11 protein-coding genes are annotated in these 26,438 nt (G+C 68.9%); 7 read left to right on the forward strand and 4 right to left on the reverse strand.

Going from position 1 to position 26,438, the window contains the following annotated elements; all coding sequences use genetic code 11:
* Positions 1-21 precede the first annotated feature (21 nt).
* The 6 genes from ACQ5DX_RS28165 (at position 22) to ACQ5DX_RS28190 (ending at position 18,827) form a co-directional block, all read left to right on the forward strand.
* Positions 22-684, forward strand: coding sequence for an isochorismatase family protein (locus ACQ5DX_RS28165; protein ID WP_430336042.1), 663 nt, complete (start codon positions 22-24; stop codon positions 682-684).
* Complete coding sequence (locus tag ACQ5DX_RS28170; RefSeq protein WP_430336043.1) at positions 681-2,306, forward strand: (2,3-dihydroxybenzoyl)adenylate synthase; 1,626 nt, start codon at positions 681-683, stop codon at positions 2,304-2,306. The genes ACQ5DX_RS28165 and ACQ5DX_RS28170 overlap by 4 nt, the downstream gene beginning before the upstream one ends.
* Entirely contained in the window at positions 2,303-15,583 is a 13,281-nt protein-coding gene (locus ACQ5DX_RS28175; protein WP_430336044.1) for an amino acid adenylation domain-containing protein, read from the forward strand. Before ACQ5DX_RS28170 ends, ACQ5DX_RS28175 begins: the two co-directional genes overlap by 4 nt.
* Before the next feature lie 94 nt (positions 15,584-15,677).
* Complete coding sequence (locus ACQ5DX_RS28180; protein ID WP_430336045.1) at positions 15,678-16,685, forward strand: Fe2+-enterobactin ABC transporter substrate-binding protein; 1,008 nt, start codon at positions 15,678-15,680, stop codon at positions 16,683-16,685.
* A gap of 62 nt (positions 16,686-16,747) precedes the next feature.
* The gene (locus ACQ5DX_RS28185; protein WP_430336046.1) at positions 16,748-16,975 is read left to right on the forward strand and encodes a phosphopantetheine-binding protein; all 228 of its coding nucleotides are present in this window, start codon (positions 16,748-16,750) and stop codon (positions 16,973-16,975) included.
* A 22-nt stretch (positions 16,976-16,997) separates the two neighbouring features.
* Complete coding sequence (locus ACQ5DX_RS28190; RefSeq protein WP_430336047.1) at positions 16,998-18,827, forward strand: SIP domain-containing protein; 1,830 nt, start codon at positions 16,998-17,000, stop codon at positions 18,825-18,827.
* 552 nt (positions 18,828-19,379) lie between these two features.
* On the opposite strand, the gene ACQ5DX_RS28195 is transcribed toward ACQ5DX_RS28190, so the two are convergent.
* Positions 19,380-19,874 carry a hypothetical protein gene (locus ACQ5DX_RS28195; RefSeq protein ID WP_430336048.1) on the reverse strand — a complete coding sequence of 165 codons (495 nt, stop codon included), beginning with the start codon at positions 19,872-19,874 and terminating at the stop codon, positions 19,380-19,382.
* 832 nt (positions 19,875-20,706) lie between these two features.
* On the opposite strand from ACQ5DX_RS28195, the gene ACQ5DX_RS28200 reads away from it, so the two are divergent.
* Positions 20,707-20,877 (forward strand): hypothetical protein, encoded by a 171-nt coding sequence (locus tag ACQ5DX_RS28200; protein WP_430336049.1) that lies wholly within the window; start codon positions 20,707-20,709, stop codon positions 20,875-20,877.
* Between the two features lie 1,446 nt (positions 20,878-22,323).
* Here the strand turns inward: ACQ5DX_RS28200 and ACQ5DX_RS28205 are convergent.
* The 3 genes from ACQ5DX_RS28205 to lhgO form a co-directional block, all read right to left on the reverse strand.
* A complete protein-coding gene (locus ACQ5DX_RS28205) occupies positions 22,324-23,661 on the reverse strand; it encodes an MFS transporter (RefSeq protein ID WP_430336050.1) in 1,338 nt (445 codons plus the stop codon).
* Positions 23,662-23,840: 179 nt separating this feature from the next.
* Positions 23,841-24,560, reverse strand: a complete 720-nt coding sequence (locus ACQ5DX_RS28210) for a GntR family transcriptional regulator (RefSeq protein ID WP_430336051.1) — start codon at positions 24,558-24,560, stop codon at positions 23,841-23,843.
* A gap of 104 nt (positions 24,561-24,664) precedes the next feature.
* The gene (gene lhgO, locus ACQ5DX_RS28215) at positions 24,665-25,900 is read right to left on the reverse strand and encodes an L-2-hydroxyglutarate oxidase (RefSeq protein WP_430336052.1); all 1,236 of its coding nucleotides are present in this window, start codon (positions 25,898-25,900) and stop codon (positions 24,665-24,667) included.
* Between the last annotated feature and the right edge of the window lie 538 nt (positions 25,901-26,438).

Below are 26,438 nucleotides of genomic sequence, written 5' to 3' on the forward strand. Positions count from 1 at the left end.
GATCGCAGCGAGAGGGACGCAATGGCAATTCCGAAGATCTCCGGCTACGCGATGCCCGTGCGCGACGAGATTCCTGACAACGTCGTCGACTGGGAACTCGACCCGGGTCGTGCCGCACTGCTCGTTCACGACATGCAGAACTACTTCATCGACGCGTACGTCGATGCGCCCGAACTCATTTCCCCCGTCGTCGACAACATCGCCGCGCTGCGGGAGCAGGCGTCGGAGTTGGTTATCCCCGTCGTCTACACGATGCAACCGGGCGACCAGCACCCCGCCAGGCGCGGCGTGCTCGCCGACTTCTGGGGTCCCGGCCTCGAGTCGGGCCACGACACCGAGGTCATCGACCGGCTGCGCCCGCGGCGCGGCGACATCCAGGTCACCAAGTGGCGCTACTCGGCGTTCCAACGGACGGACCTGCGCGAGCTGCTGGCACACCACGGACGGGACCAGTTGATCGTGACCGGCGTCTACACCCACATGGGCTGCCTCCTCAGTGCCGCAGAGGCATTCATGTCCGACGTTCGTCCCTTCCTGGTGCTCGACGCGACCGCCGACTTCTCGCGCGACGAGCACGTGATGGCGGCGACGTACGCCGCCAAACGCTGCGCCGCGGTCGTCACGACCGATGACGTGTCCGCCGCCCTCGCCCGCGAGTTCGTCGCGGCCGGGGCTGCCCGGTGAGTTCGACGGTCGGCACCGGGACGCCCCTCGCCCCGCTCCGGCTCGACGGTGCGGTGGAGTACCCGGCCGAGTTCGCCGCGCGGTGTCGCGAGAAGGGCTACTGGATCGGGCAGACGCATGCGGCGCTCCTGGCGGACGCGGTGGCGGCGCACCCGGACCGGCTCGCCGTGGTCGACCCCCGGCGCACGGTCACCTACGCCCGACTCGCGGAGCGGGTGCAGGTGGTCGCGGCGGAGTTCGCCGCCCGGGGCATCGGGCGGGGTGATCGCGTCGTCGTCCACCTGCCCAACACCGTCGAATACGTCGAGGTCGTGTTCGCGCTCTTCGAGATCGGCGCGTTGCCGGTGTTCGCGCTGGCGGCGCACCGCTCCGCCGAGATCCGTCAGTTCTGTACCGCGGCGTCCGCGCGCGGGTACGCCACCGTCGACACGTTCGGTCTCACGTCGTACGCGGGGACGGCGGCCGAGATCGCCGCCGAATTCCCCGACATCGCCACCGTGGTGGTCCCGCTCGGCGACGAATCCTGGGCCGCCGGTGAGCCGCTCCCGCGTGCCGAGCGTTCGCTGCCGTCGGACGTGGCGTTCCTCCAGCTGTCGGGCGGCACCACCGGTACCCCCAAACTGATCCCGCGCACGCACGACGACTACCTGTACTCGGTGCGCGAGAGTGCGCGCATCTGCGGCATCGACGCCACCTCGGTGATGCTCGCGGTGCTGCCGATCTCGCACAACTTCACGATGAGCTCGCCCGGACTGCTGGGGATGATCGCCGTCGGCGGCTGCGTCGTGATGGCTCCGGACCCCAGCCCCGACACGTGCCTGCGACTGATCGAGGAGCATGCCGTGACGCACGCGGCACTCGTGCCGCCGGTGCTGATGGCGTGGCTCAACTCGTCGGCCCGCACCGAGCGCGACATCTCCTCGCTCGTCGCGGTGTGGGTGGGCGGCGCAAAGCTTCCCGAGGAGGCCGCCCGCCGCGTCGCCCCCGAACTGGGGTGCACGCTGACCCAGGTGTTCGGCATGGCCGAGGGCCTGGTCAACTACACGCGCGCCGGCGACGACGACGAGACCGTCCACACCACGCAGGGACGGCCCATCTCGCCCGACGACGAGGTGCGGGTTGTCGACGACGCGGGTGTGCCGGTGGCCGACGGCGTCGCCGGACATCTGCAGACGCGTGGTCCGTACACGATCCGCGGCTACTACCGTGCCCCCGAACACAATCGGCGCTCGTTCACCGTCGACGGTTTCTACGCCACCGGTGACATCGTCGTCCGGGATCCGCGCGGAAACCTCACGGTCGTGGGCCGGAGCAAGGACCAGATCAACCGCGGCGGCGAGAAGATCGCACCGGCGATGGTCGAGAACCACCTGCTGGCCCACCGCGAGATCCACGACGTGTCCGTCGTGGGCGTCCCCGACGACGCCCTCGGTGAACGGATCTGTGCGTACGTGATTCGCCGTGATCCGGAGTCCGGGTCCCCGACGGCATCCCAGCTCCGCGCGTTCCTGCGCACCGAGCGGCAGGTGGCCGCGTACACGATTCCCGACCGTTTCGAGTTCGTCACCGAATTCCCCACCACGTCGGTGGGCAAGATCGACAAGAAGAGTCAGGGCGCATGACACTCACCGAAGGGCATCCCGCCGAGACCGAAGCCGGGACCGAGACGCTGCTGCCGCTCACCGGCGCGCAACTCGGAATCTGGAACGCGCAGCGCCTCGAGCCCGACTCGCCCCACTACCTCGTGGGCGAGGTGCTCGAGCTCGACGGCACGGCTCGGGACGTCGAACTCGACCTGGAGGTGCTCGTCGCGGAGATCTCGGCAACCGTCGCCGAGGCCGAGACGATGAGGCTGCGTTTCGTCGACACCGCCGACGGCCCCCGCCAGTGGATCGCGCCGAACCACCCGCTGTCGATCCCCGTCGTCGACCTGAGCGCCGAGGCGGATCCCCGGGCGGCCGCGGACGAGAAGGTCGCACAGATCCGGGCCGAGGCAGCCCGCGCCGCCTGCGACATGACCAACCGGCAACTGTTCACGTACACGCTGCTGCGCCTGTCCGCGACGCAGGTGTGGTGCGTGCAGCTCTACCACCACCTGATCGTCGACGGCTACTCCGCGGCGATGATCTCCCGCCGACTGGCCACCCGCTACACCGCCGCGGTGGCCGGTAAGCGACTGCGGCCGAACACATTCGGGTCCATCGCGGACTTGGTGGCCGAGGACGTGCAGTACCGCAACTCCGAGCAGGCGACGCTCGACCGCGACTACTGGACCACGCGTCTCGATCCACTGCCCGAACTGCACGGACGCGGCGCCACGGACCTCGGCGCGGCTGTCCGCACCCATTCCGCCCGCGCGTTCCTGAGCGCCGAGACCATGGATGGGCTGCGAGAGCTCGCCGGCGACCACGGATGCACGTGGGCGGACCTGCTCATCGGCGCCTACCTGGGGTTCATGGCCCGGCTCCGGTCGACCACCGACGTGGTGTCCGCGCTGCCGGTCATGGTTCGCACCACGCGTACCGCGCTGACGACGCCGTCGATGGCCGTCAACGTGCTCCCGCTGCGGGTCTCGGTGTCGCTGTCCGACGACCTGCCGGAACTGGGCGCGAAGGTGGCGGACGCGCTGAGCGAACTGCGCGAGCACCAGCGCTACCGGGGCGAGGACCTGGTGCGCGATCTCGCGGCGCCGGGCGCGGGAGCCGTCCTGCACGGCGTCGGAATCAATCTGAAGGCCTTCGACTTCGACCTGGACTTCGCCGGAGCGGTCGGGACCCTGCGGAACGTGGCGGGCGGCCCGCCCGAGGAACTGGGACTGACGGCCACCCCCGTCGACGGTGGACGCATGATGCTCGGGTTCGAGGTGGACGCCCGGACCGTGTCCGAGACCGAGGTGACCGCGCGGGTCCAGGGACTGGCCCGGCTGGTGCGTGCCCTGAGTTCCCCCGACCGCCCGACGCTGGGCCGGGTGAGCCTGAACGGCGCCGGCATCGACCCGGGATGGGCACCGGCGGCGCTGCCGCAGACCGGTGCGCGATCGGTTGCCGACATGTTCGCCGACATGACGACCACGTGCCCGACCGACGTGGTGCTCACCGACGCCGAGAAGTCTTTGACCGCAGCAGAACTCGCCACGCGCAGTTACCGGATCGCCCGGTTGCTCCGTGCCCGGGGGATCGGCGCGGACGACATCGTGGCGATCGCGCTGCCGCGGACCGCCGACATCTTCGCGTGCATCTTCGCGGTGTGGGAGGCGGGTGCCGCCTACGTCGTGCTCGATCCGGCGTACCCCACCGAACGCCTCGACGGGCTCGTCGCGGCGGCGCGGCCGTCGTTGCTGCTGTGCCACGGCGAGCCGCCGGTGACGACCGCCGAGTGCGAGATCGTCCGGCTCGGATCGGAGCCGATCGAGACGGAGCTGGCCTCCCTGGCCGGCGACCGGTTGCGCGCCGACGAACTCGCGACGACTCGACGCGCCGACGACATGGCCTACGTGCTGTTCACCTCGGGCTCCACAGGCACCCCGAAGGGCGTCGTCGTCCGTTCGGGTGGTCTCGCACACCTCGCGCACCGTCAGCGCACCGCGGTGTACACCGACGCCCGCGCCCGGGCCGGCGGGCGGCAGCTGCACGTGGCACACACCACCTCGTTCGCGTTCGACGCGTCGCTCGATCCGCTGCTGTGGATCCTCGACGGGCATCGGATCCACCTGTACGGCAGCGACGTCCAGCGGGACGCGGATCTGCAGATCCAGCGGTTCGCGGCCGACGCGATCGACGTGGTCGACACGACCCCGTCCATGGCGGCCTTCCTCGTGGACGCGGGACTGCTCGGACCGGCCCGCGGTGGCGCCCGCCGGCACTCGATCGGCACGATCGTCGTCGGCGGGGAAGCACTGCCCGCGGCGCTCGCCCAGCGGCTCGGTGACAGCGCGGCCCGGGTGTACAACATGTACGGCCCGACCGAGGCCACGGTGGACGCGATCGCCGCCGAGGTGAAGAGCCCCGACGTTCGCATCGGTCGGCCGCTCGAGGGCACGTCCGCGTACCTGCTCGACGGGGCGTTGCAGCCCGTCCTCGACGGGGAGACCGGTGAGCTCTATCTGGCGGGCCCGCAGCTCGCCCGCGGCTACCTCGGGCGCCCCGGCGCCACCGCCGACCGTTTCGTGGCCGATCCGTTCGACCGGTCGGGTGGCCGGATGTACCGCACCGGCGACCTGGCCCGCTGGCACCCGGAGACCGGGTTCGAGTACTGCGGCCGGGCCGACGACCAGGTCAAGATCCGCGGCCATCGGGTCGAACTTCGAGAGGTCGAAACTGCTCTGACACAATCGGGTTCGGTCTCCGCTGCCGTCGCGGTGGTGACCGGTACCGGCGCGTTCGCCAAGCTTGTCGGATACGTGGTGGCCGCGGATGGTGCGCTCTCCGGCGACGACGTCCGGCGTGAGCTGCTGACCCGGGTCCCGGACCACCTGGTGCCGTCCGTGGTGGTGGTCCTCGACGAGATGCCGGTGACGGTCAACGGCAAGATCGACAGGAAGCGGCTGCCGGATCCGACGAGTCTCGCACCGACCGCGGACGCCGCAGCCCGCAAGCCCGGCACCGCCGCCGAGTACGCGCTGTGCGCCGTCGTCGTCGAGGTGCTCGGCGCGCCCGAGGTGTCGCTCGACGCCGACCTGTTCACGCTCGGCGGCGACAGCATCGGCGCGATCAGCATCAGCAGCCGGCTGCGGGGACACGGACTCGTGCTCACCCCCAAGGAACTGCTGTCCGGTCGCGACCTCGCGACGCTCGCCGCGATGAGCCGCGAGTTGGTCGACGACACCGGACAGGACACCGACGACGACGGCATCGGGGCGGTACCGACCACACCGATCATGCGCAACGTGCTGGCCGCCGACTCCGTCACGGCCGTGGCGTCCTACGCGCAGTGGGCCGCAGTCGAAGTCGACGGCCGCCTCGACCGAGACGCGCCGGCCGTCGCCGCGCGGGTGCTGCTGGATCGGCACCCGGCGTTGCGGATAATCGTCCGTGACGCGGAATCCGTGGACATCCCCACCGCGACCGACGTGCCCCTCGAGATCGGCGAGCGCGGCCCGGTCACCGCGGATGCGTTCACGCGCGAGGTCGCGGGGTGGGCACGCGAGGACGCCGCCGGGCTGTCCCCGGCCGCCGGAGACCTGCTGCGGCTGAGCGTCGTCCGTATGTCCGACGGCAACGACCGACTGCTCGTCGTGGTCCACCACTTCGCCGTCGACGCCGTCTCCTGGTCCGTCCTGCTGGCCGACCTCGTGGCCGCCTGCCGCAGCCTGGATCTCCCGCCGACGACGGGCGAGTCGTGGCGCCACCGTGCCCTGGAACTGGCTGCGCGCGGGACGGTCCACCGGTATGTCGACGAGTTGGAGCAGTGGCACTCGGTCCTGGAGACGGGATCGCGCGTGCTCGTCGACGCCGACCCGCGGCGCGGCCTCGACACCCACGCGACGGTGGACGTGACCCGGACGGAGACGACGCCGGCGGTGACCGCGGCGATCGTCGACGCGCTGTGCTCTCGGTACCGCGCACGCCCCGACGAGGTGCTCCTTGCCGCCCTCACCGTCGCGGTGCGCGCCTACCGGGACGCCGCCACCGGCGACTTCCCGGTGCTGATGGAGGGCCACGGACGCGACGCGGATGCCGGCCTCGAGCGCGGGTCGACCGTCGGCTGGTTCACCACGGAATACCCCGTGTCGGTGCCGGCTGCGCTCCTCGACTCCGGCGATCACCTCGCCGAGGCACTGGGCGGCGGCAGCGTTCTCGCCGAGATCCTGCACGAGATCAAGGCCCGCCGACGACTGGGACGGGACCATGGGATCGGATACGGCGTCCTGCGGTTCCACGATGAGGCCGGCGAGCCGCTCACGACACTGCCCGCTCCCCAGATCGTCCTCAACTATCTCGGCAGGTCCGCCGGCCTGTCGGGGGCCGGCTGGCGCACCGTGGGAGACGACGGCTTCGGCGTCGTCGAACCGGCCACGCGGACGCTCACGGAAGTGTTGGCGGTCAACGCGTTCGTGCACGACGGCGCCGCCGGGCCCACGCTGTCGATCGAATGGACCGCGGCGGGCGAGCTGCTCGACGCGGCGTCCGTCGCCGCACTGCAACGCCAATTCGGCGCGGCACTGGACGCCTACGCCGCGCACGCCGCGCTGCACGCCGGCGGACTCAGTGCCGCCGATTGCGACGACGTCGTCGTCACGCAGAACCAGATCTCGTTCCTCGAGTCGATCACCGGCCCGCTCGCCGAGATCCTGCCGCTCTCGCCGCTGCAGGAGAGCCTGCTCGCGCACGCCGCCCGCTTCACCGAGCACGACCCGTACACGCTGACGGCGGTGGTCGACCTCGCCGGTGAGCTCGACGTGGATCGACTGCGGTCCGCCTTCTCGGCGGTGGTCACCCGGCACCGCAACCTGGCCGCCGGGTTCCATTTCGACGGCGTGGACGCGCCTGTCGCGACGATTCCCCGGATCGTCGACATTCCCTGGCGCGTCTCGGATCTCGGTCAGCTACCGCCGGCCGCGGCGGCCGCGGCCGCCGCGCAGGCGCACCGCACGGCTGCGGCGCGAGTGTTCGACGTTCGTCGTGGACCGCTCCTCGCAGCGCGCGTGCTCCGGCTGCCCGGTGGGCGGACACAACTGATCCTCAACGCGCATCATCTGGTGACCGACGGATGGTCGACCCCGATCGTGTTGCGCGAGTTGGTGCATCACTACAACCACGGCGCGACCGGGCTCCCGTCGGCGCCGGAGTACGCCGACTTCCTGCGGTGGCTGGGCCGGCTGGACCGCGACGGGCTGCGCGCGGCATGGCGCCGTCGCCTGGCCGGGCTGACGGAGCCCACGCTGGTCGCCCGCGGAGAGGGTGCCGGGGAACACCCGGTGCCGGCCGAGGTTCCGGTGGACGACACGCTCGGCCACCGGCTGGCCGAGGCTGCCCGCGAGAACGGGCTCACCGTCAACACCTTCGTGCAGGGCGCGTGGAGCGCGGTGCTGTGCGCGCTCGTCGGCACCGACGACGTCGTGTTCGGCACCACCGTGTCCGGGCGGCCCGCCGACCTCGCGCGGGTCGAGTCGATGGTGGGTCTGTTCAGCAACACCGTCCCGGTGCGCATCCGCATGGACGGCCGTTCGCTGCGGGACGTGCTGCAGGGCAGTCAGCGCGAACAGTACGACCTCGGCGACGCCGAGCACCTGCCGCTGTCCGAGATCGAGGCATGCAGCGACGCGCGCGGCGGACTGTTCGACACGCTGGTGGTGTTCGAGAACTACCCCGCGCGGTTCGGCGAGGACTCCGCCGACTCCAGAGATTCGACGCACGTCACCGGCATCGAGAACATCAGTACGACGCAGTACCCGCTCTCGCTGCTCGCGCCACCCGGCGACCGGTTCCGTCTGGTGGTCGATCACGACCCAGGCGTCGTCGAGGCGCGGACCGCCGCGATGGTCGTCGAGGCGCTACCGGGGGTGCTCGCCGACATGGTCGCGGGACTCGATCGCCCCGCCGCCGGGTTCGTGCCGCGCACCATCGACCGCCTGCCCGCGCGACGCGTCGCCGAGCGTGCGCCGGCCGTCGCCGGGGCGGCGGCGGCCCACACCGTGGACGTCGTCACCGCCCGCCTGGCCGAGGTGCTGGAGACGGCGATGCGGCCCGACGACGACTTCTTCGACCGCGGCGGGCACTCGCTGGCCGCGATGCGAGCGGTCAGCGGTCTGCGCCGTCACGGCGTCGTGGTCTCGGTCGCCGACATCTTCGCCGCCCGCACGCCCCGCGTCCTGGCATCGCGCGCCCAGGCCGTCGCGCCATCCGAGACCCCGCAGACACCCGAGGCGCCGCGGGGACCGGCGGTTGCCGACGGCCCCGACACCGTGTCGTCGGCGCAGGAGCGCCTGTGGATCGTGCAGCGGCTCGATCCGGCCTCGCGCGCCCACGACGTCCCCGTCGTGCTCGAACTATCGGCCGCATTGGACACCGACGCCCTGCGCGCGGCGTGGCGAGACCTGCTGGGACACTTCCCGATCCTGCGCACCTGCTATCCCGCCGGAGACGGCGGCGAACCCGAGGCGCGGGTGCTGTCGCCACACGCGATTGCGGACCTGCGCGAGCGGTCCACGGACCGCGACCTGGCGACCGCCGTGCGGCTCGAGCTCGCGGACGGGGGCTTCGACCTCGAGTCGGATGTCCCGGCTCGGGCCACCCAGCTGCGTGGGGACGGGTGGTCGGCGCTCGTGATCGTGATCCACCACATCGCGGTCGACGGCGCATCGGTGCCCCTGCTGCTCGACGTCCTGGCCCAGGCCTACGTGGAACGGCTGGCCGGCAGGAATCCACAACTACGGACCGGTGCACCGGCATTCGCGGAGTTCGTCGCGGCCGACCGGGCGCGCACGCGCTCGGCGGACGCCGAGCGGTCGCTGCGGTACTGGCGCGACCAGCTCGCGGCCCTGCCCACCGAACTCGAACTGCCGACCGATCGGCCGCGCCCGCGACAGGCGACGCACCGGTCCGTCGAGGCCACCCGCACACTCGACGCCGCGGTCGTGGACGCGCTGCAGCGCGCAGCGGTCCGGTCCGGGGTCTCGGCGCTGATGCTGCTCGAGGCCGCGGTGGCGTTGACGTGGCAGCGCTTCGGCGCGGGTACCGACATCCCCCTCGGCACGACCGTGTCGGACCGGGAACTGCTCGCGGACGGACGGTTCCGGAACACCGTCGGATACCTGGTGAACACCACCGTGCACCGCATCGATCTCGCCGGCAACCCCACGCCCGGCCAGGTCCTCGAGCGGGTCCGCACGGTCGGGTTGGACGCGCTCGCACACCAGCACGTGCCGTTCGACCGCATCGTCGACGCGGTCGCACCCGAACGCGCAGCCGGGCGGCACCCGTTGTTCCAGACGATGGTCGGACACGAGATCGTCGGTGCACCCGTCGCACTGGGCCCCGTCACCGGCACCCCCGTCGAACCCGTCGATCCGCCGGCCCGCATGGACGCCGCCGTCTGGCTCCGCGAGCACGGCTCGCACACCGAGATCCGGTTGGGCGCGGCGGCCGATCTGTTCGACCCGGACACCGTCGCCCATCTGGCCGACGAACTGCTGGTCTCGCTCACCGATCTCGTGCAGCACCCGGACCGGCCGATCGCGGCGCTCGGTCGCGGTCACACCCAGGACGACCCGACGCGCGAGGTCGCGCCCCCGTCCGTGGTGGCGCGATTCCTGGCGCAGGTGCGCGAGCGGCCCGAGCGGACAGCCGTCGTCGCCGGCGGCCGCGAGACGACCTACCGCGAAGCGGGAGAGCGCGTGGAGACGCTCGCCCGCCACCTGGTGGCGCACGGAGTTCGCGCCGGTTCCGTCGTCGGTGTCGCCGTCGGCCGGGACGCCGACCTCCCGGTGGCTCTGCTGGTCGTACTTCGGTGCGGTGCCGCCTATCTCCCGCTGGACGTCGACTACCCCCGGGACCGTCTGCAGTACATGCTGGACGACGCCCGACCGGTCTGTGTGCTGGTCTCGGTGGACACCGCGGACGGTGTCGCATGGATGGACGTGCCCTTGATCCGCGTCGACGCCGGGGACACCACGTCCGCACCGGAGGTGGCGCTGCCGGCGGTACCCGTCGCGGACGACGCATTGGCCTACGTCATCCACACGTCGGGAACCACCGGAAAGCCCAAGGGCGTCATGGTGACCTCCGCCAACCTCGCCGCGTTCGCAGATGCCGTGAGCACGCTAGGCTGGCTCCGCCCCGACGACCGGCTGATGGCCGTGACGACGGTGTCGTTCGACATCGCGGTGCTCGAACTGCTGTGCCCGCTGACCGTCGGCGCATCCGTCGTCGTGGCTCCGCGTGCGTCGGTGGTCGACCCGGCCAGGCTGGCGGGCCTGATCGCCGACACCGGCGCCACGGTCGTGCAGGCGACGCCGTCGCTGTGGCGGCTCCTCCTCACCGTTCCCGGCACCGGAAAGGTCCGGGCCCTGATCGGTGGGGAGGCGGTCCCGGCGGAGCTGACCGAACAGCTGACCACGGTCAGCGACGAGGTGTGGAATGTCTACGGCCCCACCGAGGCCACGGTGTGGGCGACGACCGACCGGCTCACGACGGGGGCGCCGGTCACGATCGGTGCGCCGTGGATCGATGTGCACGCACGGGTCCTCGACGACCTCCTCCGCGAGGTCCCCGAGGGCGCGTTCGGCGAATTGTATCTGGGCGGCGCGCAGATCGCCCGGGGCTACCTGAACCGACCGGCGCTGACCGCGGCCCGCTTCGTCGCGGACCCACGGCGACCGGGGGAGCGGCTGTACCGGACCGGTGACGCGGTACGCAGGCGTCGCGGCCGCATCGAGTACCTGCGGCGCACCGACGATCAGGTGAAGGTGCGGGGCTTCCGTATCGAGCTCGGTGAGGTCGAGACCGCGATGCGTGCGCTGCCGGACGTCACCGACGCGGCCGCGAAGGTCGCCGCGATCGTGGACGGATCCACGCGGCTGTTCGGGTACGTCGTCCTGCGCAGCGGGGCGTCGGCCGACCCCGCCCGGATGCGGCAGGAACTCGTCGCGGCGTTGCCGGATCAGTTCGTGCCGCAGTCGATCACGGTCGTCGAGACGCTGCCGCGCACCCTGAACGGCAAGCTCGACCGGGCCGCACTCCCGTCCCCGGTTCCGCCGCCGCCGGTGAGTCCTGCGCTCGCGGGCACGGGCGCCACGGCGCCCGCGTCCGTCGGCACGGATCTGGCCGCGGCGGCCGCGGAAGTACTGGCAACCGAGATCGACATGGCGTCGAACTTCTTCGCCCACGGCGGCGACAGCATCGCCGCCGTGCGGTTGGTCGCGGCGGCATCGCGGCGCGGTGTGAGCATCGCCGTCGAGGACGTGTTCGAGTGCGACACCCTCGCGGAGTTGGCGGAGCGGGCGGTCCGTGTGGACGCCCGGACCGGCAGGCCGAACGCGCCGACCGAGTTTGTCGAGACGGACGCGAGCGCGCGGGCCTTCGTGGACGCCGAGTACCCGGGATGGCAGCAGGTGCTGCCGCTGACACCGTTGCAGCGCGGCATGTACTTCCACTCGGTGACCGGTGGTCGGGCGGCCACGGACAACTACCACGTCCAGCATCGCTTCACGTTCGCCGAACCGGTCGAGCGTCGGGCACTGAGCGTCGCGCTCGCCGCGATCGTTCGGCGGTACCCGAATCTCGGTGCGGCGTTCACGCATTCGGGGTTCGCCGAACCGGTCGCGATCATCGCGCCGGTGTCGGTAGTGGTCGAGGAGCGGACCGTCGACTCGGCCGACGGGTTCGACGACGTCGCGGCCGCGGAATTCGCGCGGCCCTTCACGCTCGATCGCGCGCCGCTGCTGCGTGCGGTGCTCGTGACCGGACCCGAGCCGCGGGAACAGGTGGTGCTCACCCAGCACCACCTGCTGTCGGACGCGTGGTCGCAGGGTGTGCTGTTCACCGAACTGTTCGTCCTCTACGGTGTCGCGCGCATGCTCGTCGGCCTGCACCCCGCGGGCGAGGACGGTGACCGGGAGGTCGCCGACGCGCTGGCCCGGGTGCTGGCACCAGCGGCCGACTTCACCGACCATCTGCGGCACCTGGCCGACCGCGACACGGACGCCGCGACGAAGGCGTGGGCGCAGCACCTGGCCGACCTCGACGAGCCGACATTGGTGGCACCGGACGCGGACCCGAACACGATGTCGCTGCCCCACCGTGTCACCTGCCGGATCGACGACAGCGTGCGCGGCGAAATCGTCCTGCTCGCAGCCGAACACGGCATCACCGTGTCCACCGTGGTGTCGCTCGCGTGGGCGTTGACGCTGCGCCGGGTCACCGGCCGCGACGACGTCGTGTTCGGGTCCACGGTGGCGGGGCGCGACCCGCGGGTACCCGACGTCGACCGCATGGTCGGGCTGACCCTCAACACCGTGCCGGTCCGGGTGCGCCTGCGAGCGTCGTCGACGCTCGCGGACACGCTGCGCCGACTGTTCGCGGAGCAGAGCGGGCTGATCGAGCACCACCACGCCGGCCTCGGCGAGATCGCCCGGGCGGCCGGATTCGGCGTCCTGTTCGACACCCTGCTGGTGTTCCGCAACGTCGGCGGGGACGCGGAGCGCTTCGATGTGTTCGAACGCGCGGGGATCATCGCGGCGGAGGCGACGGATGCCACGCACTACGCGCTCACCGTCGATGTCGACCCACGCAGCCGCAGCGGCAGCATGGATGTCACGATCGAGAACCGGCCCGACCTCGTCGACGACGAGACCGCCGCGTCCCTCCTCGAGCTGATGGCGGGCATGCTCGCCCGGATCGCCGCGATCCGGACCGTGGACGGGACCGAGCTCACGGTGGCCCGGACCGCTCGCGCCGGCAAGTATCTCGAACGCACCGCGTTGACGGCCCCGCACGTTCCGATCCCCGCCCCCGGCGCGCCCGAAGGCAGCATCGACACCCTGCTGTCCGAACGCGCCGCCGCGACCCCCGACGCACCGGCGCTGACGTGCGGTGCCGAGACGTTCACGGCGCGTGAACTCGACGAGCGGGTGACCGCGCTGGCGCGCCACCTCGTGCGAGGCGGGGTCGGCGCGGGTGACCTCGTCGCGTTGATGCTGCCGCGAATCGCCGATCACGTCGTCGCGATCTTCGCGGTGATGCGCACCGGCGCCGCATACCTTCCGCTCGACCTCGAACACCCGGCGTCGCGGTTGCGCGAGATCGTGCTCGACAGCGGCGCCTGCACCGTCGTCACGGTGGACGCCCGAACCGACCGGGTGGCCGACGTGGTCGCGGGGCTGTCGGCGGTCTCGGTCGTCGACCTCGCCGATCCTGCCGTGGCCGACGTGCTGTCGGGCAGGCGGCCGGGACCCGAGGTGCCAGCGCACCGCATCGGCGGCCCGACCCACCCGGACCAGGCGGCGTACGTCATCTACACGTCGGGGTCGACGGGCAAGCCCAAGGGAGTGCAGATCGGTCACCGTGGCCTGACCACGATGTACCACAACCACCGCGACGAGATCTTCCGCGCCACGGAGCGGTCCGTCGACGGTCGGCAGTTGCGCATCGCGCACACGGTGTCGTTCTCGTTCGACATGTCGTGGGAAGAACTGTTCTGGTTGCTGGCGGGGCATCACGTGCACGTCATCGACGAGGCGGCCCGGGCCAATCCGCACACCCTGGTCCGGCACTACCGCACCGCCGGGATCGACGTCGTCAACGTGACGCCCTCCTATGCGCGGGAACTGATCGCCGCCGGACTGCTCGACGACCGTCGAGCGCCGAAACTGGTGATGCTCGGCGGCGAGGCCGTCCCGCAGGAGTTGTGGACGCGGCTGCGCGAACAGGACGGTGTCGACGGTTACGACCTGTACGGCCCCACCGAGTTCACCATCAACGCCATGGGATCGGCGGTCGTCGACAGCGCGACTCCGTGCCTCGGCAGACCGGTTCGCAATGCCTGTGCGCGCGTGCTCGATTCCGGGCTGCGCCCGGTCGCGGTCGGCGCGGTCGGGGAGCTGTACATGTCGGGCGACGGTGTCGCGCACGGCTACCGCGGGCGGCACGGGCAGACGGCGTCGGTGTTCGTGGCCGATCCGTTCGCCGTCGGCGAGCGGATGTACCGCACCGGCGACCTCGTGCGGTACCTTGACGGCGGCCGGCTCGAGTACCTGGGGCGGGTCGACCGGCAGGTCAAGATCCGTGGCATCCGCATCGAACTCGGGGAAGTGGAGTCGGCACTCGAGGCGCTCCCGGGGGTCTCGCGGGCGGCCGCCACGGTCCGGTCGTACGGCACCGCGCAGCGACTGATCGGTTACGTCGTGGCCGACGACTCGGCACCGGACTCGACGTCCGAAAGCGAGTTACGCGCCCGGCTCCGCGATTCGGTTCCGGCCCACCTGGTTCCGGCGCAGATCGTGTGCGTGGACGCCATCCCGCTCACCGTCAACGGCAAGCTCGACCGAGCGGCGTTGCCCGAACCGCCGCGCCGCAACGTCGCCGATTCGCTGCGAACGCCCACCCAGTGGCAGGTGGCCGCCGCGTACTGCGAGCTGCTGGGCCTGGATCAGGTGGGTGCCGACGACGGGTTCGCCGACTGCGGCGGCGATTCGCTCGCGGCGATGCGGCTGGTCTCCCGGATCGAGCGCGACACCTCCGTGCGTATCGCGGTGGGGGAGCTGCTCGACCGCCAATCTGTCGCGGCGATAGCCGAACTCGTGGATTCTCGCCGGGACGGTGACACCACCGGCGCAGCGGACGACGTGATCCGGTTCGGTCGACCCAGTGCGGCCGACCCGCTGTTCTGTGTCCACCCTGCCGGGGGCTACGCGTGGCAGTTCGCCTCGCTGGCATCGATGCTCGACCGCCCGGTCGTCGGACTGCAACTGCCCCAGGGCGATCGTCCCGGTTCCTTCGACGAGCTGGTGGCGCACCACGTGCGTACCGTGCGGCGCGAGCAGCCACACGGACCGTACCGTCTGCTGGGGTACTCGTTCGGCGGCACTCTCGCCCATGCGATGGCCGCCGCGCTGACGACCGCCGGCGAGACCGTGACGTTCGTCGGTGTGGTCGACAGTGAACCGCTGGACGGGCGCAGCGTCGACGCCCCGGCTGCGGCGCGCGAGCTGCCGGTGGAACTGGCCGACGATATCGCCGAGAACTTCGCTTACGCTTCGTCTCTGCTGAGGATCGCGACCGCGCCCGTCTACCCGGGCACGCTGACGTTGTTCGAGGCGCAGCGGTCGAAGCCGTCGGACGGTTTCGCCGCTAGGTGGGGGCAGATACACGAAGGGGAGCTCGTGGTCCACGCCGTGGACGAGGACCACGACGGCATTGCGACAGCGGGCGGCTGGCGACAGATCCTGCCCGCACTGGAGTAGCGCTTCACACCGAGAACGATTCTCGGACCACACGACCATCCCGCGACGGCAGCACCGCCGACCGGAACACGAAGATCTCGCGAAAGGACCCACCTTGTCCCATTCACATCGGCGACGGCACGGCCTTCGGCTGTTCGCCGTCGTTGCCGCAGTCACCCTCGGCCTCACCGGCTGCAGCAGCAGCGACGCGTCCGACAACGACGCGGCGGCGAGCTCGTCCACCAGGACCCGAGTGGTCCAGACGGAGAAGGGCGACGTCACCGTTCCCGCGGACCCGCAGCGGATCGCGGTACTGACTGCGGGCCTGGCCGGCTTCCTGTTCACGCTCGATGCCCCCATCACGATCACCGACACCCGACTGCTCGGCGTCACCAACCTCGACGGCGGCTTCCCTCCGCAGTGGGCCGAGAAGGCCGAGGCGCGGGGGACGAAGGAACTGCCGGCGGGTGAGTCCCTCGACATCGAGGCGATCGCGCAGGCCCAGCCGGACCTGATCATCGGTGGTGGCCAGGGTTTCACGGCGGTTCTGGCCGACCAGGCGTACGACCAGCTCACGGCGATCGCGCCGACCGTCCTCATTCCCTCGTCGGTGAACACCTGGCAGGAGCAGCTCGCGGCGGTGGCCGAGGCGGCCGGTGAGACCGACAAGGTCGACGACCTGATGAAAGCGTACGACGACAAGGTTGCCGAGGTGAAGGACTCGATCACGGTGCCGGGATCGCCTGTCTCCTACCTCCTCTCGCTGAGCACTGGCGAGCCGGCGTTCATCCCGCAGACCGCGGCGCTGCCGACCCTTCTGTCGACCGTCGGCTTCAAGCCGGACGACGTGCTCACCAAGGCGAACAACCCGGAGCTGTACGGCTCGGGTGACTCGTTCATCGTCAGCAACGAACTGCTGGCGCCGGTCGGAAACGCGTCCGTCATGTTCGTCGTCCCGGTCGCGGGCCGGAGCCTCGCGGAGCTGAAGCAGGACCCGCTGTACGCGGCACTCCCGGCGTTCGTGAACAACAAGGTGTACGAGCTGCCGGCCACCAGCTACCGCCCCGACTACGACGGAGTGATGGCGACCCTGGACCAGGTCCAGGAGATGTTCGCCAAGTAGAGGTTTGGCTCCGCACTGTCGGTGCGGGCAGAAACGTAGTCAGAGATCGGAAGGACGCCACTGTGCTTACTCGCGAGACCGTCATCGCAGATATCGCCAACGCCCTAGACCAGCCGCCCGAGTCGATCAGCGCCGAGCTGAATCTGCTGGACGAAGGATTGGACTCCATTCGGATCATGGGGCTTGTGGAACGATGGCGGTCCGCGGGTGTGCCGGACGTCGACTTCCCGACGCTCGCCGCCGATCCGACCGTGGCGCACTGGGTCGCCGTCGCGCTCGGCGAATACTGATTCACGAAAGAAGGGTCTATCGATGGCCGGGACCGTCCGTGAGGTCGAAGTGTTTCCAATCTGCATCCGGGAGGTGGACGTCCTGAAGGTCGAGGACGTCACGCCCGGTATGCGCCGGGTGACGGTGGGCGGTCCGTCGATGGACAGTCATGTTCGGGACGGAGTCCGCCTGCCGCCCGTGCGCACCAACGGTTTCGACGACGACGTCAAGCTGTTGCCGGTCGATCCCCGCACCGGCGAGCTGCCCTTCGAGGTGCCGCGGAACACCGACAATGGCACCGTCGACTGGCCGGCGGGATCGTTCCAGTACAGCCGGACGTACACGGTGCGCCACTTCGACGCGGACAAGCGCGAGATGGCGATCGACTTCGCGATGCACGAGGGTGGCCTGGCCGCGGACTGGGCTGGCAGCGTGCAACCGGGGGAGAAGATCCTCATGGCCGGGCCCAAGCACTCGTCCAGTCTTCCCCGGGATGTCGACTGGATGCTGATCGCCGGCGACGAGACGGCGCTGCCGGCGATCGCGCACTGCCTGGAACAGCTCCCACCGGAGCTGCCCGCGACGGTGTTGATCGAGGTTGCCGAGCCGGCGCATCGACAGGAGCTCGAATGTGCGGCGCCGCTGGACGTCACGTGGCTGTTCCGCTCCGAAAGCGGCGGCGAGTCGCGGTTGGTCGAGACCGTGCAGGCGGCGCAGTGGCGTCCGGGCCAACCGTACCTGTGGGTCGCGGGTGAGGCGCTGACGATCAAGCCGCTGCGGCGCTGGGCCAAGCAGGACCGGGAGATCGCGAAGCAGTACGTCGAGATCGCCGGATACTGGCGCCACCGCGAGCCCGCACAGGCGGATTCGGAGTCACCCGTCCTCGACGCGGACACCGCGGAGAGCCCGGACAAGCGCCTGCACGAGATGTCGGAGTTGCTGTCGCCCCTGGCGATCCGGACCGCGGTCACCGTCGGGTTGTTCGCGGCCATCGACGGGGGCGCCGACACGGCGGCGACCGTCGCGGCCGAGTGCCGGACCCACCCGGGAGCGACGGCGAAACTGTTGCGCCACCTCGTGCTGATGGATCTGGTTGTGGTGGAGGACGGACGTTTCGAGCTCACCGAGACGGGCTCGATCCTGGCGGACCCGGACACGTTCGCTAGCCAGGCCCTGCACTTCGGCAAGATCCACACCAGGCTCGACATGGCGTTCCTGGGACTGCTCGACTCCGTTCGGACCGGTGCCCCCGCGGCCGGGCACGGCTTCGCCGACAAGCTGGAGGAACCCGGGTTCGTGGAGGACTTCCACGAGGAGGTCGCCTTCGGTGCCGTCTACCGCGCCCCGGCGCTGCCCGATGCGGTCGACCTCGACGAGGTGCGCACCGTCGCGATCTACGGCGAAGGCGCCGGCGTATACGCCGACACTCTCGCGCGGGTCCGGCCCGACCTTGAACTCGCGCTCGTGGGACTGCCCTCCCTCAACGCCCGGAACCTGGGCGACGTCGCGGAGTCCCGCCGGGACCGGATCACACGCATCGACAGCAGCGCGTTCACGGCGCTCGCGGCGCCCGTCGACCTGGCCGTCGTGGTCGACATGATCGACTCGCACCCGGACACGGACGCACGAATGCTCCTGGCCGCCCTCGGTGCCTCGGCCCACCGCGTCGTGCTCGTCACCGACCTGCTCGATCCCGAGACCACCGACGACCACGACACCGAGGCCGACCTGCTGAAGCTGTGTCTGCACGGATCGGGCCTGCGCACCGAGGCCGAGCTGTCAGCGCTGATCGCGGAGTCGGGATGCGGAGCACCACGCTTCGGTACGCTCGGCTGGGGATCGACCGTGGTCGCGTTCGCCGGTACGTGCTGATTTCGGGCAGGCGCATTTTACGTCGTCAGCGAGGCGGCTCCGCGCATGAGTAGCGAACCTGAGGGGGCCCCGCGCGGCCGTACTCGGGCTGCTCAGTGAGCACGCTCTCGTCGGCGATGAACGTGAGTAGGTGAATTGACGCTCGCTTCGTTACAGCGGACAAGAGTGGAATAGGTCAGTCTCTTATCGGCATTCGTCACGAGAGCCGCAGCGTGGCAGTGCAATGGTCTGGCAACGGTTCTGGCATCACCCCGCCAGCCTCTCGGAACCACCGCCACCCGACCGTCTTCGACACGCCGACAGCCGCGGCCGCTGTATCAATGATCTCGCCGCGACGAATGTGCTCCCAAAACTGCCGTTGAATCTCAACCGATATCGCCGGACGCCCCATCACGAACCTCTCAAAAGGACGTGTGTCGACGAGGGAAGCGTCGACCCGCACCGTTCCTGCAGAGTTGGGGCGTCATCGACAATGAAGACCACAGCGATGCAACGAGCCCCTATCGGGTGCGTCCTGTATGACGGTCGTTCTGTCGGATCAAGTGCCGTTGGTCAGCTACTGAAGTCGAGGTTGACCGGCTCCGAATGCATTTGGGGTGTTTGGGCGGTAGTCGGTACGTCGGTTCCCACCTGCGTGAAGGTCAAGTCCGAGATGTCGATAGCTCCCGATCCGTGGAGTAGCGCGCCGAACGCGATGGCGCGGGCGTGGGGGCCGACGTCGAGCACGATCTCCGCGCGCGCCCATCCTGTCGTGCCTCGTATCGCGCGGTCGTGCATGTTGTCGAAGGCCTCCGTGCCGCTGTTGCCGTCGACTCGCAGCCACAGTCCCGCCCACCCGTCGACACTGTTGGCTCGGAGTGATCCGGCGAACCTGATCCGGTGGCCGAGGTAGTGGTCGGCGGTGACGGTTTGCATGATGGTGCCGAACCCTTGTGGGGAGTCACTGGTGCACCGCAGCCGCGCTACGGTTTTGTCGCCGAGTGATTCGGTCGTCATCTCGAACGTGTACTCATCGGGATGGCTTCCTGCCATGTGCCAGCCATTCATCTGCACGCTCCGTGGTCGTGTCGGGTGAAGCAGAACGGTCGAGAGCGTTGCCCGTGCTCGGTGCAAGGGTGCTCTCTATTCTGCCCATCGAGACACCCAGCGGAAAGCGATGCGGGCAACACTAAGGTCGCTGTCGCAGTACAGGACGAGCACCTGGACCTGTCGTGATGGCAGCCTGTCGCTGGTGTCGGCGACCGCTATATCTGGTTCCTCCCAATCACTGACTCAGCATGTCGCGAATGCCCCGCGGTCTAACCTGAGCACAGGGTCGGGGTCACTCCGCTATACCCGGAGGTGTTCGAGATGATTCATCCGGTCGATGACTTCCCGCTGATCTGGTGGCTCACGCCGAGAGTAATTGTCCCGGAGGACATTGCCGTGTGGATCCGGGACCATGCCCCGTGCTGGCTGGGTGGCTACTGCCCCTGAGAGGTGGTCGACGATGTTCGACTTGTGGTCTGTGCCGTTGGATGATCAGACGAGGGGGTGGCTGTTCACCATCTCCTACCAGCTCTGGGTGCTGGGCGTTTTTCCCGGCTACCCACCGCCGCCGTGAGCTAGTCGACAGCGCTGTTCTTGGAGGTCGCCATGATCGATTTCGTTCGCCGATCGGTCGCCTGCGCGGCCATCGTGGCCGGTTCGGTTCTGGCGCCGGCGGCCGTCGCCTCCGGTCGCCGTTCCGTTCCAGATCAACCCAGCGCCGTTCGGAAACCCGTACGGCAGCCTCGACGTTCCCTTGGTCCGCTGCGTGGCCGTGGTCGGTGAACAGCCTGGGACGGTGACGATCACGGGCCCGAAGGAGGGCTGGTGTAAGTGCATACGCCCGGGCGAAGTGCACTGGCTGAACCTGTCGAGCGGAGCCTCGGGCTCCGCCCGGATGTCGGCCGGAGTGGACGGATACCCGGAAGTGGTCCTGCCGACCGGGACCGGGCAGGTCGTCGTCGCCGCCACTTCCAATGCCGGCCCATACACGCCGGGCGTCGTAACCGTCTACGTTCCGTAGTCGACTGCCCCATAGGAGGCGATGACGATGGACTTCGCACCCATCTGGTGGACGCTCTGGTTCCTGCCCGAATCGACTCGGATCTGGCTCATGCGGAACGTCCCGTGTGAGCTTGGTGGGTACTGCTACTACTGAGACAACGCCGGGCCCTTGTGATCGCACAGGGGCCCGGCATTGGTATCGAAGGAGACGAACGTGCTCAACCTGCAGCTGTGGTGGTGGACGATGGACTGGCCCCGGCATGGCGGGAGGGGCTACGCGCAATCACACCGTGCCAGCTGTGGGGTCTGGCGACTTGTCCGTACGACTGGCCCGTCTGATTCGAGACGAAAGGCAGTGATCCCCTTGGATACATGGATCTGGTTCATCCCGTTCCTATCCGAGGACACCCCTCTGGCTGATCAGCGTGCTGCCGTGCTCTCTCGGGGGCCGGTGCTTCTCATCCTTCGCTCGACTTGGGGTGAATCATGCTGGATCTCGGCTTCTGGGGTCCGTTTGACTTCTGGGCGGCGGTCACCTGGCTCATGTCGATCGGGGTGATCCGGTGATCGACATCGTCCCTGTGCCGCCCTGGCTGTATGACGTGCTGTACCTGCTCTGGCTGTGGGGCACCCCACCGCACTGACTTTGGAGGTGAATGACGATGGGTGACACCTTCTGGTTCCTGCCGCTGCCGTTCGAGACCCTGCGGTGGCTGGCCGCGACTTATCCGTGCCTGGTTGATTTCCGACTGGCTTGTGGGTGATGGCGATGTTCGACTGGTTCTATGTGCCGTTCCTGAACGACGAGACCAGGGGATGGCTGATCACGCTGTCCTACCAACTCTGGCTACTGGGCATCCCACCGCACTGAACGAGGTGATGGGACTGCTGCACGATCGGGTGACAGATTCGGTCACGCAGCGTGGATGAGGGCAGGCACGGCGATGGTGCGGCTGGACAGCGGGTGGCCGGCCACGAGCCGAGAGAGCGCACCGACAGTGCCCGAGCCGGACCAGTGACGCCCTCGGTGCCCGGGGCTTGCTAGATGTCGGTCCGACCGGACACGTGCTGGTGTGCGCGACGGGCGTGGGCCCTGCGGCGGCGCGAGGCCACCGACGCTGGTGCGCATTGCTTCCACTGCCGAGGTCGCGGCCGGACGAACGCCGATTCGCGGCCGCACACACGGTCATCTTGATCGCGAGGTAGATCGAGGCCTGCCGCCGAGGGTAATCGGGCTTCCGCCCGCCGGCGAAAGGACATCGCTATCAGTTCAGGTGGCGGGCCGACAGGACGCATCTGTCACAATGCTGAACTTTGACTGCACATTTCGCAATCCAGCTCGTAGTCGGAACTCGGCTGGGTTGGAAATCCCGTAGCCGTCAGGTGCCCCGCTGGCACCGGCGCTCGGGTCATCGCGATCCCCTATGGACATTGCAGCACAACAACTTTCACGATCGATTGTCGGTCAGTTTCGTTCGAGGCTGTGTCGTTTTCCTTGATCGAGGATCCCGGACAGGCCTACGAGCAGGGCTCCTGCCAGGAGGATGATCGATACGCCCCAGGTGGCATGGGTGGGGCTGGCGCCAACGATTGCCAGCGCGGCGAGTGGGGCCAACCCGCCGGAGATTGCTCCGCCGAACTCGCGGCCGGTGCCGACACCGCTCACCCGAACATTTGTGGCGAATTGCTTGCTGAGAAACGCTCCCTGCGGGGCGAACAACGATGGGGCGAGGATGCCGGTGGCGATCACCAGGCCGAGGATGATGCCGACAGTCCCTGCGTGCAGAAGGGTGAAGAACGGGAAGGCGAAGAGTGCGCACGCGACCGATCCGACGAGGATGACCCTGCGACTGCCGTACCTGTCCGTGGCTCGGCCGAAGATGGGGACCGCGATGATGGCGACCGCACTCGCGATCGTGATTCCGATGGCGCCGACGGTGGCGGTCACGTCGCGGAACTTGGTCAGGTAAGCGAGAGAGAACGTCTTGAAGATGTAGCTCAGCGCGTTGTACCCCAGCGCGAGGCTTATCACCACGAGCAGCCCGCGCCAGTCAGTCCGAAGGAGCTGGATGAACGGGATCTGTGATTTCTTCCCAGCGGCGTCCTTGGCCCGCTTTTCGGCGATCTCCTCGAATTCTTCAGTTTCGGGAACGCGCCCACGTACCCACATTCCGACAGCGACCAGAGCGAAGCTGGCGATGAACGGGATTCGCCATGCCCATCCGAGCAGCACATCTTCGGGTAGCGCCGTCAGAAGGGCCACGGTCAAGGACGAGGCGAGTAGTCCAAGATTGAGTCCCAGGGCCGGCCATGCCCCCTGCCGGCCTCGGCGGTCGGCGCTGGCGTGCTCGTAGGCGACGACGGCGGCGCTGCTGTACTCCGCGCCGGAGCCGAGGCCCTGTAGCACGCGAAGGACGACGAGCATGATTGGGGCGACGAGTCCGATCTGCGAGTAGTCGGGGAGTAGACCGATCAATCCGGTCGATGTGCCCATCAAGGCGAAGGTCAACGCCATGACCTTCTTGCGGCCGATCCGGTCACCGAGGTGACCGAAGAGCACGCCACCGAAGGGACGAGCAATGAACCCGACCGCGAAGGTGGCGAATGCCGCGAGCGTTCCGGATGCCGATGCCGACTGCGCGAAGAAGATGTCACCGAAGACGAGGGCCGCCATCGAGGCGTAGAGGTAAAAGTCGTACCACTCGAGTGCGGATCCGACGATGGTCGCCGCGCCGACGCGGCGCCGAATGGCGTCGGCGGACAACGGAGTCCCCTCGGCGGCTTTCAATTGGGTCTGTGACATGTGGCGTCAATCCTTCCGCGTTGCACGTTGCATGCAACGCAATGGCGCAATCGATGGAGGGGCGGTGCCTCGACAGGGAGGCTTCTTCGAAGTGTCTTCTTCTGGCTACGCGACCGGCCGGCCGGTGAAGCACTCGGACGTGATGTGCTTCGCCCGGCCCTCGGCAGGTTGGCGTGTGGCTACGGAGTGGTGGTGCCGAACGACGCGAGTTTGGCTTCGAGGTCGTTCGGATCGATCTCCGGATGATCTTGTGCTTCGCGCCGGATCAGCAGGGTGGCGGTGTTGAGGATGTGGCGGCGCATCGCGTCGGCGGCTGCCGCCGGGTTCTTTGCGCGCATCGCCTCGAGGATGTCGCGATGATCGTCGACGACTTCCTGGCAGCTTCTCGCGTTGGGTGCCGTTGCGATGCCCCGGGTCAGGACGAGATTGCGCAGGTCCTCGAGCACGGTGACGAGTTTGCGGTTACCGGCCAGAGCGAGAAGCTCCAGGTGGAAGTCGCGGTCAGCTCGGAGGGTTGCCTCCGCGTCGTCCAGGTCAGCGGCTCGTTGCATGGCATCGAAGCGCGCCTGCACCGACTCGAACGTGAGGTCGTCGACCATCTCGGCGGCACGAGCTGCGGCGGGCGATTCGAGCATCAAGCGGACCTGGAAACAGTCGACCACCTCGTCCAGGGCGGTCGGGATGATGCGCACACCGCGGTTCTTGTCGATCCGGACCATCCCGGCTCGCTCGAGCTCGAGCAGTGCCTCTCGGACCGGAGTGCGGGACACCCCGAATTGCGCGGCGAGGCCGCTGGCACTGTACTGCTTCCCCGGGGCGAGTTCGCCGGACAGGATGGCTGCACGCAGGCGTGACAAGATCTGGTCGGTCAGCGTCTGCGCGAGTTCCACCGGCTCCATACTGGAATTATCCACAGGCAGGTGCCAGTGGATGACTCCGGTGGCACAGGCTCCGGTCGGTCTCCGAAGTAGGCCGTCGGAGCCGTGCAGTTGCCGGGCCGCCCTCATGGCAGAAGGCCCGCCCGACTGAGCGATTCGCGGACGACGTACTCGGCGATGGCCAGCGAGGACGTCGCTCCCGGCGATGGGGCGTTGCGCACGTGAATCAACCGATCCTTGCCCGAGATGACGAAATCGTCTTCCAGGCTGCCGTCACTGTTCATGGCTTGCGCGCGGATACCCCGAGGCCCGCGATGGACATCGGACATCGAGATGGCGGGGACGTACTTGCGCGCCTCCGTCACGAACGACCGGGTGCTGAGGACCGTGCGCGATTCTCGAGCCGCAGCTGGCAGATTCTGGGACGCGAAGCGCCAGAACCCACCGAATCCGATCGCGTCCGCGATGTCGCGCAGGGAGTAGTCACGGCGGCGGTACGCCTCCCTACCGAGCGACAGGAATGCGTTGGGCCCAAGCATGATCGCTCCGTCGAAGCGTTTGGTGAGGTGCACTCCGAGGAAGGGGTACTTCGGGTCGGGCACGGGGTAGATCAAGCCCTTGACCAGTGACGATTTCTCGGGCGAGAGCAGGAAGTAGTCGCCGAAGAATGGAACGATCTTCGGGAACGCGGAATCTCCGGCGCCGTGCGCTACCCGGTCGGATTGCAGTCCGGCGCAGGTGATGACGAGATCGAAGGTGTCCACGCCGTCGGCGGTCGTGACGGACACTTGTCGGTTCCCGGCGTTCGCCGACGTAGCTCCGCGAGGTGCGATGGCGGTGACCTCGCGGCCCAGGAGCACGGTGCCGCCGGCAGTTGCGATGTCTTCTGCAATGGCCTCGCTGATGCCGACGTAATCGACGATGGCGGTGTGCGGCGAATGCAGCGCCGCGACGCCGCGAGCATGCGGCTCGATGTCGGAGATCTCGTCGGCGCCGATCAAGCGGACATCGGGGACGCCGTTGGCCTGCGCGCGTTCATGAATTGCCCGCAGCCGGTCGAGTTCGCCGGCGTTCTGCGCGACGACGATCTTGCCGCACTCCTCGTAGGTGACGCCCTTGTCGGCGGCGAACTTCTCGAGCAGCCCCACGCCCCGCCGGCAGAGCCTGGCTTTGAGGCTTCCCGGCTCGTAATACAGCCCGGCATGCACGACACCGCTGTTGTGGCCGGTCTGATGGGGGCCGACGGCCGATTCCTTCTCGTAAACGATGACGTCAGCTCCCGGAAGCTCGGAGAGCAGCTCGCGGGCCACCGCGAGTCCAACAATGCCGCCACCGACGACCGCGGCTCGAATCTTGCTCATAAGAGTTTCCTTTGTGTCGAACTGGATGAAGCTCACTCGCGGCCCACGCGCGAGACCTGCGTCACAACACTATGGCAGTGTTGCATGTTGCATGCAACTCATCATCGCGCTCTTTCGCCGCCTCGGAAGTCAACGTCTCGCCTGGCGCTCGACGATGGGCCCGGCTGTTCCACGGGATGCCGCCGCACGGGCATGCCGTCACGGCCAACCGGGCGGGCGGAACTGCAGAAGATGGCGTAATTCGCCAACGGAGTTGCCATTCGGGGACACTCACCGCAAGCACCGTCGGGCGTGGCTCATCGTCTCAGAAGCGGTTGGCATGGTCTACCTGGCCATCTGACCGTGAGGCGGGCTCTTGAAGCGCCTCTTGAAATGATCACGGTTCCCGCCAGTTCGGTGGCCGTTTGGCGGCGGGGCTGCCGCGTTAGGCGGGGTCATCGACGGACTGGGGGGGAAAGCATCGCCTGCCACAGAAACGATCTTGGGCTCGACCGATACGAGGTAGTCGAACGCTTGAGGGCGAGTCTGGTGTGAGTAC

This window comes from Rhodococcus sp. ACT016, assembly GCF_050477185.1.
Lineage (GTDB): Bacteria > Actinomycetota > Actinomycetes > Mycobacteriales > Mycobacteriaceae > Prescottella.

Excerpts from the sequence above, each read along its gene's own strand:
- ACQ5DX_RS28165 (WP_430336042.1), top strand. The coding sequence starts at position 22 with ATGGCAATTCCGAAGATCTCCGGCTACGCGATGCCCGTGCGCGACGAG.
- ACQ5DX_RS28175 (WP_430336044.1), top strand. The coding sequence starts at position 2,303 with ATGACACTCACCGAAGGGCATCCCGCCGAGACCGAAGCCGGGACCGAG.
- ACQ5DX_RS28210 (WP_430336051.1), bottom strand. The coding sequence starts at position 24,560 with ATGGAGCCGGTGGAACTCGCGCAGACGCTGACCGACCAGATCTTGTCA.
- ACQ5DX_RS28190 (WP_430336047.1), top strand. The coding sequence starts at position 16,998 with ATGGCCGGGACCGTCCGTGAGGTCGAAGTGTTTCCAATCTGCATCCGG.
- lhgO (WP_430336052.1), bottom strand. The coding sequence starts at position 25,900 with ATGAGCAAGATTCGAGCCGCGGTCGTCGGTGGCGGCATTGTTGGACTC.
- ACQ5DX_RS28205 (WP_430336050.1), bottom strand. The coding sequence starts at position 23,661 with ATGTCACAGACCCAATTGAAAGCCGCCGAGGGGACTCCGTTGTCCGCC.
- ACQ5DX_RS28195 (WP_430336048.1), bottom strand. The coding sequence starts at position 19,874 with ATGAATGGCTGGCACATGGCAGGAAGCCATCCCGATGAGTACACGTTC.